The organism is Lentzea albida, assembly GCF_900111005.1.
GTDB lineage: Bacteria > Actinomycetota > Actinomycetes > Mycobacteriales > Pseudonocardiaceae > Lentzea > Lentzea albida.
The window spans coordinates 277,638-292,544 of record NZ_FOFV01000007.1; the positions used below are offsets into that span (position 1 = coordinate 277,638).

The 14,907-nt window shown below is 72.7% G+C and carries 14 protein-coding genes and 1 pseudogene; all 15 read left to right on the plus strand.

Features of this window, described 5'->3' with window-relative positions:
• The first annotated feature begins 349 nt into the window (after nucleotides 1-349).
• The 15 genes and pseudogenes from BMY74_RS20090 to BMY74_RS20160 all read left to right on the plus strand — a co-directional run bounded on the left by BMY74_RS20090 (nucleotide 350) and on the right by BMY74_RS20160 (nucleotide 14,879).
• A complete protein-coding gene (locus tag BMY74_RS20090; protein WP_089918117.1) occupies nucleotides 350-1,819 on the plus strand; it encodes an aminotransferase class I/II-fold pyridoxal phosphate-dependent enzyme in 1,470 nt (489 codons plus the stop codon).
• 159 nt (nucleotides 1,820-1,978) lie between these two features.
• A pseudogene (locus tag BMY74_RS20095) lies at nucleotides 1,979-2,400 on the plus strand (DUF4383 domain-containing protein).
• 42 nt (nucleotides 2,401-2,442) lie between these two features.
• Entirely contained in the window at nucleotides 2,443-3,171 is a 729-nt protein-coding gene (locus BMY74_RS20100) for a GAF and ANTAR domain-containing protein (RefSeq protein WP_089918321.1), read from the plus strand.
• Between the two features lie 23 nt (nucleotides 3,172-3,194).
• Nucleotides 3,195-3,395: a hypothetical protein gene (locus tag BMY74_RS20105; RefSeq protein WP_089918119.1), complete on the plus strand. Its 201-nt coding sequence runs from the start codon at nucleotides 3,195-3,197 to the stop codon at nucleotides 3,393-3,395.
• Nucleotides 3,396-3,517: 122 nt separating this feature from the next.
• Nucleotides 3,518-4,261 carry a hypothetical protein gene (locus BMY74_RS20110; protein WP_089918121.1) on the plus strand — a complete coding sequence of 248 codons (744 nt, stop codon included), beginning with the start codon at nucleotides 3,518-3,520 and terminating at the stop codon, nucleotides 4,259-4,261.
• Nucleotides 4,262-4,271: 10 nt separating this feature from the next.
• A complete protein-coding gene (locus tag BMY74_RS20115) occupies nucleotides 4,272-6,125 on the plus strand; it encodes a CheR family methyltransferase (protein WP_245786249.1) in 1,854 nt (617 codons plus the stop codon).
• A gap of 21 nt (nucleotides 6,126-6,146) precedes the next feature.
• Nucleotides 6,147-6,608: a P-loop NTPase family protein gene (locus BMY74_RS20120; RefSeq protein ID WP_089918124.1), complete on the plus strand. Its 462-nt coding sequence runs from the start codon at nucleotides 6,147-6,149 to the stop codon at nucleotides 6,606-6,608.
• A complete protein-coding gene (locus BMY74_RS20125) occupies nucleotides 6,605-7,519 on the plus strand; it encodes a phosphotransferase family protein (protein ID WP_177229832.1) in 915 nt (304 codons plus the stop codon). Before BMY74_RS20120 ends, BMY74_RS20125 begins: the two co-directional genes overlap by 4 nt.
• A 66-nt stretch (nucleotides 7,520-7,585) precedes the next feature.
• Entirely contained in the window at nucleotides 7,586-9,160 is a 1,575-nt protein-coding gene (locus BMY74_RS45130) for a hypothetical protein (RefSeq protein ID WP_177229833.1), read from the plus strand.
• A gap of 52 nt (nucleotides 9,161-9,212) precedes the next feature.
• Nucleotides 9,213-10,439 carry an AAA family ATPase gene (locus BMY74_RS20135; protein WP_089918128.1) on the plus strand — a complete coding sequence of 409 codons (1,227 nt, stop codon included), beginning with the start codon at nucleotides 9,213-9,215 and terminating at the stop codon, nucleotides 10,437-10,439.
• Nucleotides 10,436-11,650 carry a vWA domain-containing protein gene (locus BMY74_RS20140; protein WP_245786250.1) on the plus strand — a complete coding sequence of 405 codons (1,215 nt, stop codon included), beginning with the start codon at nucleotides 10,436-10,438 and terminating at the stop codon, nucleotides 11,648-11,650. The genes BMY74_RS20135 and BMY74_RS20140 overlap by 4 nt, the downstream gene beginning before the upstream one ends.
• 204 nt (nucleotides 11,651-11,854) lie before the next feature.
• The gene (locus BMY74_RS20145; RefSeq protein ID WP_143091634.1) at nucleotides 11,855-12,757 is read left to right on the plus strand and encodes an adhesin; all 903 of its coding nucleotides are present in this window, start codon (nucleotides 11,855-11,857) and stop codon (nucleotides 12,755-12,757) included.
• Nucleotides 12,754-13,872, plus strand: coding sequence for a hypothetical protein (locus tag BMY74_RS20150; protein WP_089918133.1), 1,119 nt, complete (start codon nucleotides 12,754-12,756; stop codon nucleotides 13,870-13,872). The genes BMY74_RS20145 and BMY74_RS20150 overlap by 4 nt, the downstream gene beginning before the upstream one ends.
• A 5-nt stretch (nucleotides 13,873-13,877) precedes the next feature.
• Nucleotides 13,878-14,225, plus strand: coding sequence for an effector-associated constant component EACC1 (locus BMY74_RS20155; protein ID WP_089918135.1), 348 nt, complete (start codon nucleotides 13,878-13,880; stop codon nucleotides 14,223-14,225).
• Nucleotides 14,226-14,879 (plus strand): caspase family protein, encoded by a 654-nt coding sequence (locus BMY74_RS20160; protein WP_089918138.1) that lies wholly within the window; start codon nucleotides 14,226-14,228, stop codon nucleotides 14,877-14,879.
• Nucleotides 14,880-14,907 lie beyond the last annotated feature (28 nt).

Sequence of the window (14,907 nt, forward strand, 5' to 3'; positions counted from 1 at the left end):
CCACCTGCGCGTGGCCGGGTACGTGTGGTCGGGTGAGGTGCTGAGCCGCCCGACCCGCGCGCGGCCGTGAGGCGTAACCAGGTGACGTGCCGAACAGCCCCACCCGCGCGTGGCCGTGAGGCGTGGCCAGGTGACGTGCCAAGCAGCCCTACCCGCGCGTGGTCGGGCGACGCGCGGCCGGATGAGGTGCCGGGGCCGCTCAACGTGCGCGTGGGCGCGTGAGGTGCTGAGCGGCTCGCGCGTGACCGGGTGCAGTGCCGAGCAGTCCGACCTGCGCGGCAGCGTGAGGCGCGGCACCTCACCCGGTGACGCCCGGTTGAACCGGCCCACTCCTGGTTAGCCCTCCCCCATGGACCAGAACAGGGCACCGGTGCTGGAAGCACTGCAGGAGTACCGCGAACGCGGCTACACGCCGTTCACCCCGCCCGGCCACCGCCAGGGCCGCGGCGCCGACCCGCGCGTGCTCGAGGTCCTCGGCGAGGCCCTGTTCGCGGCCGACGTCATCCCGGTCAACGGCCTCGACGACCGCCTGAACAGCAAGGGCGTCGTCGAGGAGGCCCAGCAGCTGATGGCCGAGGCGGTGGACGCCGAGCGGGCGTTCTTCTCCACCTGCGGCAGCTCGCTGTCGGTGAAGAGCGCCATGCTGTCGGTCGCCGGACCGCACGAGAAGCTCATCGTGCCGCGCCACGCGCACAAGTCGGTCGTCTCGGCGCTGATCCTGAGCGGCGTCTCGCCGGTCTGGCTCTCACCGCACTGGGACGCCGAACGCCACCTCTCCCACCCGCCGGGCCCGGACGAGGTGCGCGCCCTGTTCGAGGCGGAACCCGAGGCCAAGGGCATGCTGCTGGTGACGCCCAACGACTACGGCTCCTGCGGCGACATCGCGGCGATCGCCGCCGTCTGCCACGAGTTCGGCAAGCCGCTGATCGTGGACGAGGCGTGGGGCGCGCACCTGCCGTTCCACCCCGACCTGCCGCCGTGGGGCATGGACGCCGGTGCCGACGTCGTCGTCACCAGCGTGCACAAGTCCGGCGCCGCGGTGGAGCAGAGCTCGGTGTTCCACCTCCAGGGCGACCTGGTCGACCCGAACGTGCTCAAGGCCCGCGAGGACCTCCTCGCCACGACGAGCCCGACGTCCATCGTCTACGCCACCCTCGACGGCTGGCGACGGCACATGGTGCAGCACGGCGAGGAGCTGCTGACCGCGACGCTGGAACTGGCCCGCTCGACGCGTGCCGCGATCAACGACCTGCCCGGCCTGCGCGTGATGGGCGAGGCGGAGTTCGTCGGGAGGGACCTGGCCGCCTCGATCGACCCGCTCAAGATGACGATCGACGTGTCCGGGCTCGGCATCAGCGGCTACCAGGCCACCGACTGGCTGCGCGAACACCAGCGCGTCACCCTGGGGCTGTCCGACCACCGGCGGGTCGTCGCGCAGTTCACCCACGCCGACGACCACCGGACGGCGGCCGTCCTGCTCGACGCCCTGGAGGCGCTGGTCAAGGCGGCGGACGGCTTCCCGGCGCCACCGCCGGTCGACCTGCCCTCGCCGGACGAGCTGCAGCTGGAGACGGCGATGCTGCCCCGCGACGCGTTCTTCGCCGAGATCGAGCAGGTCGGCGCGGACGAGGCGGTGGGGCGGATCAGCGCCGAGATGGTCACGCCGTACCCGCCCGGCGCGCCCGCGATCCTGCCGGGTGAGGTGATCAACCGGGAGGTCGTGGACTACGTGCGCAGCGGGCTCGACGCCGGGATGGAGCTGCCGGACCCCGCCGACGCGGAGCTGACGTCGTTCCGGGTGGTGGCGCGCAATCAGTGAGCCGGCCGCAGCATCCAAGCAGCCGCCAGCGGGCCGTCCACTCGAGACGATCCACACCGAACTACCCGGACGGGGCAGTTTGCCCGGCGCCCACGGGGGTAGCCGCATGACCGAAGCGGTACCCGCTCCCCACGGGAGGTCGTCATGGCCCGGACCGAGATGACCACGCGCGCACCGGCGCAGAACGTGGCTCTGGCCGTCGCCGCCGTGTTCACGGCGGTCGGTGTCGCCGGCTTCATCCCGGCATCACCACGGGCTACGACACGATGTCGTTCGCCGGCCACGAGTCCGAGGCGATGCTGCTGGGGCTGTTCATGGTGTCGGTCCTGCACAACGTCGTGCACCTCGCGTTCGGTGCCGCCGGGCTCCTGATGTCCCGGACACCGCACGGCGCGTACTCGTACCTCGTCGGCGGTGGTGTCGTCTACCTGCTGCTGTGGCTGTACGGCCTGCTGGTCGACCACGACAGCGCGGCCAACTTCGTGCCGGTCAACGCGGCCGACAACTGGCTGCACCTGGGGCTCGGCGCCGGCATGACCGCTCTCGGGCTGGTGACGGGCCGCGGTCGCCGCAGGCACTGACGCCCGAGCCCCGCACGACCCGACTGGACGAAGGTGAAGCTCGTGACACTGCACGAACCGGCGCTCGGCGAGTCCCTCGACGAGGTGACCAGGGCGTTGAACTCGCTGGAGGAGGCGCTCAGCCGCTCCGACGACCTGCCCGCGCTGGTCGAGCTGGTGCCCGCGCAGGTGCACCGCGCGGTGCCCGGTGCCGACGGGGTGTCGGTGACGCTGCTCGACGACGGCAAGCCGTACACGGCCTCGGCCACCAGTCAGCTGGTGGTGGACCTCGACGCCGTCGAGTACCGGGAGGACGCCGGACCGTGCGTCGACGCCGCGAAGACGAGGCAGCTCGTCCGGGCCGGGATGGACGAGGCGCTGGAGCGGTGGCCGGTGTTCGCGCGGGCGTGCCGGTCCGCCGGCATGGTCAGCTTCCTGTCCACCCCGCTGACCGTCGACGATCGGCACGCCGGTGCGATCAACGTCTATTCGACGCGCGACAACGGTTTCGCGGACCTCGACGTGCAGCTGCTGGGGCTCTACACCGCGGCGGCCGAGGTCGGGTTGCGCAGCCACAGCAGGTACCTGCGGGCGTACGAGCTCTCCGAGCAGCTGCGCACCGCCCTCGACTCCCGCGCGGTGATCGACCAGGCCAAGGGGATCATGATGGCGGTGCACGGCATCACGGCCGACGAGGCGTTCCGGTTGCTCGTCGCACAGTCCCAGCGGGAGAACCGCAAGTTGCGCGTCGTCGCGGAGGAGTTCGTGAGCGACGTCCTGAGCCGGCGATGACGAGTGATCCCAGGAAGGGCACCATGACCACGCTCCAGTCCCCACCACCCCGCGTCGCGCGCTGGCAGCCGAACCGCCGGTCCGTCCGGTTCGCCGTCGACCTGCTCGGTGGGCTGGGCCTGCTGACGGGGCTCCTCGCGGCCTCGTTCACGCTGGTGTTCGGTGGCGTCCTCGTGCTGGTGGCGGGCCTGTGCCTGCACCTGACCCGCGCTCGGGCCGAGTGAGCGGCGTGCGGTCCCCCGGCAGTGGGAGGGACCGCCCGAGCGGGACCGCCGCCGAGCGATTACCGTCCTGTTCCGCGCCGGTGCACCCGCCGGACCCCCGATCCCCAGGAGGACGCGGGCGCGTGACGGACCTGGGAGTCCAGACGACCGAGCTGGCCGGCGTGGCGGTGGCGACGCCCGTGGGCAGGCTCGACCTGTCCTCCTACCCGTCGTTGCGTGACGACCTGCTCAAACTGGCGGCGGAGGCACCCGTCGCGCTGGTCGTGCGGCTCGGACCGGGGTTCGAGGTCGCGAGCAGGGCCATGCTGGCCGTCTTCACCGCGGTCTGGATGAAGGCCGCGCAGTGGCCCGGTGTGCCCGTCGTCCTCGCCGCGGAGACCGACCGGCACCGGCACGAACTCCGCCGCAGCGGTGTCTCCCGGCACGTCGTCACCGCGCCGGACCTGGATTCCGCGTTCGAGCGTGCCGCGGAACCGCCACTGCGCCGCTACCGCCGCCGGTCGCTGCCGAACTCACTGGTCGCGGCGCTCCTGGCGCGGGAGGAGGTGCGCACGGCGTGCGAGGAGTGGGACCTCCCCGCGCTGGTCGACGACGCGCTGCTGGTGGCGACCGAGCTCGTGGAGAACGCGGTCCGGCACGCCCGCACCGAGTCCGTCCTGTGCCTCGAGCTGCGGGCCGGCGGACTGTCCCTCGCCGTCCGCGACGGCGATCCCGAACCCCCTGTCCTGACCGCCTCGCGACCGGGCGCTCCGGGCCACAGAGGACTGGAGCTGGTCCAGGGCAGGTGCGTCGCCTGGGGCACGCGTCCGTCGTTCGATGGTGGCAAGATCGTGTGGGCGGTGCTGGCCCCACGGCCGAAGCGGTAGCTTTGCCGTCGTGAACGACCGTCGCCCCGACCCTGACCAAGCCTTCGAGGACGTGCTGCTCTACCTCAAGGAGTCGCGCGGCTTCGACTTCACCGGCTACAAACGCACGAGCCTGCAACGGCGCGTGCGGCACCGGATGAGCCAGATCGGCATCGAGAACTACCCGGACTACATCGACCAGCTGCAGGTCAACGCAGACGAGTTCGGCGCGCTGTTCAACACGATCCTGATCAACGTGACGGGCTTCTTCCGCGACACCGAGGCGTGGACGTACCTGCGCGAGGACGTGGTGCCGACGATCCTCGCCGAACGCGGGCCGGACGACCCGATCCGGGTGTGGAGCGCGGGCTGCGCGTCCGGCGAGGAGGCGTACAGCCTCGCCATGCTGCTCGCCGACGCGCTGGGCCCGGACAGGTTCCGGCAGCAGGTGAAGATCTACGCCACGGACGTCGACGACGAGGCCCTCACCCAGGCGAGGCTCGCGAGCTACGGCGAGCGCGACCTGCAGAGCGTGCCACCGGAGTTGATCGCCAAGTACTTCGAGCAGCAGAACGGCCGCTACAGCTTCCGCAAGGACCTGCGGCGCTCGGTCATCTTCGGCCGCAACGACCTGGTGCAGGACGCGCCGATCTCGCGCATCGACCTGCTGGTGTGCCGCAACACGTTGATGTACTTCAACCAGGAGACCCAGTCCAAGATCCTGGGCCGGTTCCACTTCGCGCTCGTGCCGAAGGGAGTGCTGTTCCTCGGCAAGGCCGAGATGCTGCTCAGCCACAGCCGGATCTTCGACCCGATAGACCTCAAGCGGCGCATCTTCCGCAAGGCGCCCAACGGTTCCGGCAGCGCGGCCCACTTCGTCTCCTACCCGATGGTGCACGACCGCCGGGTCGACGTCGGCGGTATCGACGAGCTGCGCGAGCACGCCTTCTCCGCGAGTCCCGTCGCGCAGGTGGTCGTGACGGCGGACGACGTGGTGGCGCTCGCGAACCAGCAGGCGCAGACGACGTTCGGGCTGTCCCCCAAGGACGTCGGCAGGCCGCTGCGCGACCTCGACCTCTCGTACCGCCCGATCGAGCTGCGCGGGTACGTCGAACAGGCCCGGCTGGAACGCAAGTCGTTGCGGGTCAAGGACGTCGAGTGGCTGCGCGGGCCCGGCGAGTCGCTGTGGTTCGAGATCCACGTGAACCCGCTGATCGGTGTCGACAACACGATCCTCGGCGTCTCGGTGGTGTTCCACGACGTGACGTCGGCGCGCAGGCTGCTCGAGGACCTGGAGTACGCCAACCGCCAGCTGGAGTCGGCCTACGAAGAGCTCCAGTCCACCAACGAGGAGCTCGAGACGACCAACGAGGAACTCCAGTCCACAGTGGAGGAACTGGAGACCACGAACGAGGAGCTCCAGTCCACCAACGAGGAACTGGAGACGATGAACGAAGAGCTCCAGTCGACCAACGACGAGCTCCAGACCATCAACGACACCCTGCGCGAACGCAGCACCGAGCTCGACCAGGTCAACGAGTTCCTCGAGTCGATACTCACCTCACTGCGCGCCGGCGTCGTCGTCCTCGACCTGCAGATGCGCGTCCTCGCCTGGAACCGCGGCGCCGAGGAGCTCTGGGGCGTGCGCCGCGACGAGGCCGAGGGCGAGCACCTGCTCAACCTCGACATCGGCCTGCCCGTCGCCGAACTGCGGCCGGTGGTGCGCTCGGCGCTGTCCGACCCGGCGTTCATCGACGAGGTCAAGCTCACGGCGGTGAACCGGCGCGGCCGCGAGGTCGTGGTCCGCGTCGTGTGCAGCTCGTTGCGCAGCAACGGCGGTGAGCCGGGCGGCGCGATCCTGGTGATGGAGCAGCAGACCGACTAGGGGTTCTGGCACGATCAACTCGTGGAACGTGTGGTGGTCCTGGGCCGTGGCGGTGCCGGGAAGTCGACCCTCGCGGCAGCCCTGGGGGCCGCGACCGGGCTTCCCGTCGTCGAGCTCGACAAGCACTTCTGGGGCCCGGGCCTGGAGGCGACGCCGCTCGAGCTCTGGGCCGTCGTGCAGGGCGAGCTCGCCGCCGAGGACCGGTGGATCATGGACGGCGACCTGGGCCCGTACGACGTGCTCGACGTCCGGCTCCGCAGGGCCGACACGGTGCTGCTGCTCGACTACTCGTTCCCTCGGTGCGCGTGGCGGGCCGTGTGGCGCTCGCGGGAGAGCGCCGACTTCTGGCGGTGGGTCTGGTCGTGGCGCCGCCGGTCCAGGCCCGTGCTGCTCGAAGCGCTCGCGGCACACGCACAGGACGCGGAGGTGCACGTGTTCCGCGGTCCGCGTGCCACAGCCCGTTTCCTGGCACGGTTCTCTTGACCGAGCTGCCCGCGGCGGTCTCCGGCTGGCTCGCGGCGCACCTCCCCGGCGCGCGGGTGGCGGCTGAGCTGTCCGGCGGGTACCGCAACCAGAACGTCGCCGTGGTGAGCGGGAGCGGCGAGAAGTTCGTGCTGCGCCGGTACCTCCGGGGCACCACGTGCGCGGTCGAACGCGACCTCGCCGTGCGGATGAGCGGTGTGGTGCCGGTTCCCGAGGTCGTGGCGGCGGATCCGGATGGTTCGGCGGCCGGGGAACCCGTGCTGCTGTCGCGGTTCGCGGACGGCGTGATGCTCGACCGGGTCGTGGCCGGGCTGGGTGACGGGGAGGCGGAGGAACTCGGCCACGCGGTGGGTTCGGTGCTGGCGGCGATCGGCACGATCGGCTTTCCCGCACCGGGCTTCTTCTCCGGTGCGGGGCTGTCCCCGGCGCCGGCGGAGTCCGACACGGCCGACCTGGTGGCGTTCACCGCGAACCGCGTCGGCGAAATGGCACTCGAACCACGCGACAAGGCCGCGTTGCTCGCCCTGGCCGAGCGCGACCAGCAGGTGCTCGCGGGCGTGGCACCGGTGGCCCGGCTCGTCCACTCGGACTTCAGCGGCAAGAACCTCCTCGTCGCCCGCGACGCAGGCCGCTGGTCGGTGACCGCCGTGCTCGACTGGGAGTTCGCGTACAGCGGCAACCCGCTCGCGGACGTGGGGAACGTGCTGCGCTTCCCCGAGGACACCGGCCCGGCGTTCGAGCACGGGTTAATCGCGGGGTGCGGACCGCTGCCCGACGGCTGGCGCGAGGTCAGCGCGGCACTCGACCTGTTCGCGTTGGTGGACCTGCTCACGCTGCCCGCGGCGCATCCGTTGCACACCAAGGTGGTGGCCGCGGTGCGCGAACGGGCGGAAAGCACTTGCGCGACCTGATACGGTTCCCGCGATGACTACTTCCACGAGCAGATCGGGGGTCCCGTTCACCAAAGGTGAGTGCTGATGCACCACTTCGTGAACGGACGTTCCTCCCGCCTCAACCTCTGGTCGCACGTGCGCGAGTTCGCCGTGCCGCCGTCGATGATCGAGTCCTCCACCGCCCGCCGCGAGTCCGGCGACTGGGCCGGTGCCTGCGCCGCGGCGCGGGTCGACGTGGACCTCGACCTCCGCGTCGTGAGTCGTGCCCGCGGCAGACCGCTGGCACAGGCGCTGCGCGCCGACCTGCGCCACCTCGCACCTGACCTGCTGCGCTGGCACTTCCCCAGGGTCGGCCCGGACGGCCTGCTGAGGCCCGGCCTCACCGTCTCGCTGGCCAGGTACGCCGACGACGAGGTGCACCTCGTGGCCCGCACGCCTCCGGCATGGGCTGCCGCGGGTCAGCGGATCAGCCTTGCCGTGTGGGCGCCTTCCGGAGTGCTGGCCGGCGCGGGCGGGCATCCGCATCCCCGGCCCGACCGGCGGTTCCGCCTCGACCTGCACCGCCACCTGTGGGATGCGCGCAGGACGGCGGAGCTGACGGAGCGGGGTGGGAGCGGTGGGGATCCGGGTGGCCGCGCCCTCGACCGGTGGGGTGAGGAGGCCGCGCTGCTGGTCCGCGCGGACGGGGTGGAGGGCAGCTCGGTCGCGGTGCGGCTCGGGTCGCGGAAGTGGGTGGTGCTGGACGGAAGTGGCTGCGGGGCAACGGATGCGGAGCCGCCCGGCCCGCAGGACCGGGTCCAGCCGCGCCACCACGACAGTGGCTGCGGGGCAACGGATTCGGGGCCGCTCGGACCACGGGACCGGGCCGAGGCGAGCCGTGACAACAGCGGCTGCGCGGCACCGAACCCGGAGCCGCTCGGACCACAGCACCGGATCCAGCCGCGCCGCGACGACAGCGGCCGCGGGGCAACGGATTCGGAGCCGCCCGACCCACGGCACCGGGCCGAGCCGCGCCGCGACAGCAGCGGCTGCGCAGCACCGAATCCGGAGCCGCTCGCCTCCAGGGGCACCCCGGCCACCTCTCGTCCCGCCCTCCCGATCCTCCCCGACGCCGCCACCTGGACACCCCCGGACCTCGACCTGGTGCGCGCCGGCCTGATCACGGCCGACCGCCTCCACCCCTTGGTCGCCTCCGCCCTCATCCCACCCGAACCACGGCCCGCCCCCACCGGCAACCCCTACAGCACAACGAGTTCCCGCCTGGTCGACTGCCGGGGCGCCACCCACGAGATCGGCGTGGTCGGCGGCGTCCTGGTGCCGCTCGACCACTCCCCCGACGAGATCCGCCGCGAGGAGCTGCTGGTCGCGTTGGGCGGCAACGGGTTGCCCTGTCTGAGGGCGATCGATGCCGCACACCGCCATCCGGAAGACCTCCCGGACGTCCGGGCCCGCCTGGCGCACGGCGACGTCGCCGGTGCCCTGGCCGTGGTCGAAGGCCTGCTCGGGCCGGACGCCCTGCTGCGGACCGGGCCGTTGCGCGATGCGCTGGAGACGGCCGCGCGGCGCAAGGTCGTGCACGGGTTGTACCGCGCCGGGCTCGTCCAGGGGCCCGCACCGTCCACAGAGGAACGCCGCCGGCAGCGCGCGGCCGTTCGCTGAACCCCCTTCCGCCCAGGCCGGCGCACGGCCTCTCTTCAAGGTGACCGAATACATGCCTGCTTTCTCGAACGTGCCCGACGGATCCCGGCTGGACGTCGCGGCCCAGTTGCTCGCCCTGCTCGGGGACACGGCCACCGAGCTGCGCGACGATCCCCAGCTGGAGGCGCTGACGCTGGCCGTGTCCGCGGACCTGCCGGTGCTGCTGTGGGGTGAGCCCGGGATCGGCAAGACCGCGGCGCTCACCCAGCTCGCCGAGGCGCTCTCGTTGCCGCTGACCACGGTGATCGCGAGCGTGCACGAACCCTCGGACTTCTCCGGGCTGCCGGTGGTCGGGGACGACCCGGCGACGCAGGGCGTGCCGATGGCGCCTCCCGACTGGGCGGTGCGCCTCGTCAGGGCCGGGCGCGGTCTGCTGTTCCTCGACGAGCTGTCCACCGCGCCGCCTGCCGTGCAGGCCGCGCTGCTGCGGGTCGTGCTGGAACGCCGCGTCGGTGCGCTGCGGTTGCCGCCGGGCGTGCGGATCGTCGCTGCCGCAAACCCGCGGACGTCGGCGGCCGACGGCTGGGAGCTCAGTCCGCCGCTCGCCAACCGGTTCGTGCACCTGCAGTGGAAGCACGACCACGACGTCGTGGTCCGCGGGCTGGGCGGGACCTGGCCCACCACGGCACTCCCGCTGCTCGACCCCGCACTGCTGCCGGACGCCGTCGCGTTCGCCCGCCGCGCGGTGTGCGGGCTCCTCGCCGCCCGGCCGAACCTCGTGCACCAGCTGCCGAAGAACGAGACGTCGCGCGGCGGTCCGTGGCCCTCGCCGCGCAGCTGGGAGATGGCGCTGCGGCTGATCGCGTTCGCGACCGCGGCCGGGACGTCGCGCGAGGTGCTGTCCGCGCTGGTGCGGGGCGCTGTCGGGGACGGCCCCGGGCTGGAGCTGCTCGCGAGCATCGACCGGATGGACCTGCCGGATCCCGAGGTGCTGCTCGCGGACCCGGCGGCGGCCGTGCTGCCCGAGCGCGGCGACCTGCGGCAGGTGGTGCTCGACGGGGTGGTGGCCGCGGTGCGCAACCGGCCGGAAGAGGCCCGCTGGAACGCGGCGTGGGCGTTGCTGTCGCTGGCGCTCGACACCGGAGCGCCCGACCTCGTGGTGGTCCCGGCGGCCACGCTCGCCGCGCTGCGTCGCGACGACTGGCAGGTCCCCGCGACGATCGACCGGCTGGCGGGTGCCGTGTCGTTGTCGCAGCGGGCGGACCGGGCCCTGGCCCGCACCGGGGGTGGCGGCCGGTGATCCTGGACGAGGAGAAGCTGTTCGCCGCCCGCCTTTACGCGGTCCGCTGCCGGCCCTACCTCGCGACGGCGTTGTTCGCGCTGCACCCGGTGGAGTCGCACCAGGTGCCGACGATGGCCGTCGACCGGCACTGGCGCTGCTACGTCTCGCCCGCGTTCGTCGACCGCACGCCGCTGGAGGAGCTCGCCGGCGTCTGGGTGCACGAGGTGTCCCATCTGCTGCGCGACCACCACGGGCGCGGCGACCGGTACGCGGTGCAGCACGAGCTGCACGGGCCCGGTGAGCGGCTGCGGATGAACATCGCGGGCGACTGCGAGATCAACGACGACGTGTTCGGCGACGGCCTGCCACGGCCGGAGGGCGCGGTCCACCCGGAGGCGCTGCGGCTGGACGGGGGCCAGCTGATGGAGGACTACCTGCGCCAGTTCCGGCTGGGCCGGCACACGAACGCCTTCGCGTGGCTCGACTGCGGCAGCGGCGCCGACGGCCTGGAGCGGGCGTGGGACCTCGGGCCGGGCGGCGCGCACGGGCTCAGCGAGCAGGAGCGCGACGCCGTGCGGTTCCGCGTGGCGGAGGGCATCAAGGGCGCTCCCGGCAGCGTCCCGGACGGCTGGAAGCGGTGGGCGGAGGAGGCGTTCCACCCGCCCCAGCCGTGGCGGAGCCTGCTGCGGGCGGCGATCCGCTCGGCCGCGTCCGGTCCCGGCGTGGGCGAGGACTACACCTACGGCCGGCCGTCCCGCAGGTCGGCGGGCGTGCCCGGGGTGGTGATGCCGAGCCTGCGCCGCCGCCCGCCCAGGGTCGCCGTCGTCGTCGACACCTCCGGGTCCGTGAGCGACGCCGAACTGGGCAGCGCGCTCCTCGAGATCGCGGCGATCATCCGGGCGGTCGGCTGCCGACGCGACCTGGTGACGGTGCTGTCCTGCGACGCCGCCGCCCACGTCACCGGCCCGTGGTGCCGAGCGGAAGGGATTGCGCTGGTGGGCGGCGGTGGCACGGACCTGCGGGAGGGCTTCGCCACGGCCCTGCGTTCGCTCCCGCGTCCCGACGTCGTCGTCGCCCTGACCGACGGCCAGACGCCGTGGCCCGAGTCCGCACCGTCGTGCCGCACGGTGGTGGGCCTGTTCCCCCGCCCGAAGAGGATCTCCGAGGACGATCCCGACTACGAACCCGACACCCCGCCGGAGTGGGCGCGAGTCGTCACCATCGGTTGACGGCCGCACGCAATCGAATTTCGCGACGGAACAGTTCCGCTGACATCGGGTGTCACTTTTTTGGCAGCTTTTCCCGAACCTCATTCCACCCCGATGAGAAATAGATTGCGACATCAGAGTGAATGCATTCGAATTCGTTAACAGACCAGAGGAGGAGCGCTACTAATCCGGTTGTCGCACGCCGTCACCGGAAGGACCCGCACGTTGAACGAGAACCAAGTCCAGCCCTTGCCGGGCTGGCGGGGTGGCGACGGCAACGCCGCCTACCTGGACAAGAACCTGTGCCACCGCCCGATGGACCTCTACCTCGACGACACGGTCAGCTGGCGCGTGGTGTTCCAGCTGTGGGCACGCGCGGCCGCCGCGTCGTTCCTGGTCTGGGCGGTGTTCGGGCTGCTCGGGTTCCTGGTGGGCCTCGGCAGCATGTCCTCGGGCAGCATCGACACCGCCGCCGGCGCCTTCGTCTTCTGGTCGATCGGCAACGTGGGCGCCGTCGTCGTCTTCTTCGTGGTGCTGCTGCTGACCAAACTGCCGGAACCGGTCGCCGAGTGGCGCGTGGTGCTGACCGACCGCGCCGAGTTCGCGCCGTCCGTCTACAGCCAGATCTCCGGCACGCTGCGGCACCGCCAGCTCCCGCTCGACGGCGGGACGAGGCGAATTCGCACCGGCGCCGGTCCGCTCGAACTGAGTCACCGGTTGTTCCTCACCGAGGGCGACTTCCGCGTCTACGTCTCGGTGTTCAGCTACGGCACGAGCCTGTACCTGGGCTGGCAGATGTGGCGCTCGCGGCGCGGCTCCACGCTGATCCGCCAGTTCCTGGTCGGCATCGTGCGCGGCATGTCCGGCCAGAACGACCCGGAGATCGCGATGCTGCGCGCCGACCGGGCGCGGGCCATGCGCGAGGCCGTGCACGCCGCCTGCCGCGAGGGCCTGATGGTCGCGGTCGAGGGCATCCAGGTGCCCGAGCAGTTCGGCTTCCCCTACGGCATGCCGCCCGTGGAGGAGGGCGCGTTCGCGAGCGGGCCGGTGCCGGGCGGGTACTCGCCGCCGGTGCAGCACGCGGCCCCGCCGGACACCGGGCGCCACAGCCTCCCGGGACACCAGTGACCGCTCCTGGCGTGCTCGTGGAGAGCACGGCGCAGATGAGCTGGGCGTGGGTCGGCGTGCGCGTGCACCCGGCCCGGAGGCTGGCCGAGACCCGCGCGTTCGCCGACGTGGCGGAGCCGCAACGGCTCGCGCAGACCACGGCCCGCGAACGCGCCTGGCTCGCGGGCCAGTGGACCACCGCGTCGCAGGAGCGCTGGGAGCTGCGGTTCCGCAACGACCCGGCGACGCGGTTGGTGTCGTGCACGCTGCTCGGCCGGGTGCAGGACCCCGACCCGCGCCGGGCGGAGGAGGCGGCGGTGCGGCTGCGCGACCGGCTCGCCGCGGCGCCGCCGCACGTGCTGACCGAGCCGTTGCCGGACGGGCGGGAGATCAGCCAGGAGCTCGTGCCGGGCCCGCTCGACGTCCGGGGCACCTTCGAGGTGCGCAAGCGGCTGAGCTGGGCGCCCTGCTCCCGGCGCGACACCGGCCGGCAGTTCTGCTTCGCCGTCACCGCGCCCCGGCCGCCCGAGGACCGTTCGTGGGAACCGGTGTGGCACGAGCTGGCGCGGATGCCCGAGCCCACCGTGCTCAGCCTGTACCTGGAGCCGTACGCCCCCTCCCCCGCGCTGGCGGGCGAGCTGAGGCGACTGGCCGAGGAGTACGACGTCCTCGCCCGCCCCGGCGCGGTGAACCCGATCTGGACCACCGTGGCGCCGCCGGCCGACCGGATGGCCGTGCACGCGGCACCGCTGCTCGCCGAGGCCGCCGCCCGCTACACCTCGGGCCCCTGCTTCCGCACCCGGATCTCCGTCGCGTCGCAGGGCCCGGTGCCGTACGGGTTCGCGGACCTGGTCGCCGCCACGACGGGCGGCGGGGTGGCCTGCCCGGCGCCGCCCACCGAGCTCGACGCGGCCTGGCGCAACCTCGCCGCGCTCAACCGGGACTGGCTCGACCACACCTACCGCCAGGGCGCTCCTCCCGGGAGCCTGCGCGAGGCCGAGCGGATCCTGTGCGACCTGGTCGACCTCGACGAGGCCGCCCTCGCGTTCCGGCTGCCCTACGAGGTGCCGGGCCACCTGCCGTTGTTCGACACCGCGCGGCGCCGCCGCCGGGGCAACACCGCCGCCGAGAGGTAGACCCGTTGTCCGACAAGACCCTCTTCGAGTTCGACGGCGACGCCGCCGACCGCGACCGGGACGCCCGCGACCTGGCCGCCTGGCTGGAGGAGGACCTGCGGGGCAGCGTCGACCTCCGCATGAACGGCCCCGCGGAGGGGGAGCTGGGCGGCGCCGCCGACGCCGTCGTCGTGGCCGCCGCGACCGTGCCGCTGGCCCGGCCGTTCTTCACCTGGCTGACCGAACGGGCGAAGGCGCGCCGGATCAGCCTGCGGATCACCCGCGACGGAGAGCAGCTGGAAATCGACGTCGAGGCGCCCGCGGACGCCGAGGTGCTGCTGGAGCGCATCACGCGGCTGCTGGACGAGGGCTGAGTGCTCGACTCCCGCGCCGTGCTGGTCGGCACCAGCACCTACGTCGGCGGCCTGCCCCAGCTGGACCAGGCCGCCGCCAACCTCACCGACCTGCACGACGTGCTGCTCGACGTCGTCGACACCGGTGGCCTGCACCTGTTCACCGACCCGGTGGCGGCGCGGCTGGTCCTCGACCGGCTCGACGGGTGCGCCTCGTCCCCGGCGAGCCTGCTGCTCTTCTACTACGCCGGGCACGGCCTGCGCGACCAGGACGACCGCCTCTGCCTGGCCCTGCCCGGTTCGGTGGACACCCCGCGCGACGCCCGCCGCACCTCGCTGCCGCTGGACTCCGTGCTGGAGATCATGAAGCACGCCAAGGCGCGGCACCGGGTCGTCGTCCTCGACTGCTGCTACTCCGGTCTGGCCCTGGACTCCCCCGCCGCCGCGGACCTGCACCTGCTGACCGCCACCAACCGCACGACCAAGGCCGCGTACCGGGCGGACGCCCGCAACACCGAGTTCACCGGCGAGCTCGTGCGGGTGCTCGACGGACCGGGACCGCTCGACCTCGGCGGCATCTACCGCGAGCTCGACCGGGCGCTGACCGCGCGGGGGCAGCCGCGTCCCCGGCAGCGCTGCGTCGACCACAGCGCGGACTTCGTGTTGCGGCCCTAGCCTCCTGTCGGCGGTGGCGTCCGGTTGG

Excerpts from the sequence above, each read along its gene's own strand:
- BMY74_RS20090 (WP_089918117.1), top strand. The coding sequence starts at position 350 with ATGGACCAGAACAGGGCACCGGTGCTGGAAGCACTGCAGGAGTACCGC.
- BMY74_RS20105 (WP_089918119.1), top strand. The coding sequence starts at position 3,195 with ATGACCACGCTCCAGTCCCCACCACCCCGCGTCGCGCGCTGGCAGCCG.
- BMY74_RS45130 (WP_177229833.1), top strand. The coding sequence starts at position 7,586 with ATGCACCACTTCGTGAACGGACGTTCCTCCCGCCTCAACCTCTGGTCG.
- BMY74_RS20135 (WP_089918128.1), top strand. The coding sequence starts at position 9,213 with ATGCCTGCTTTCTCGAACGTGCCCGACGGATCCCGGCTGGACGTCGCG.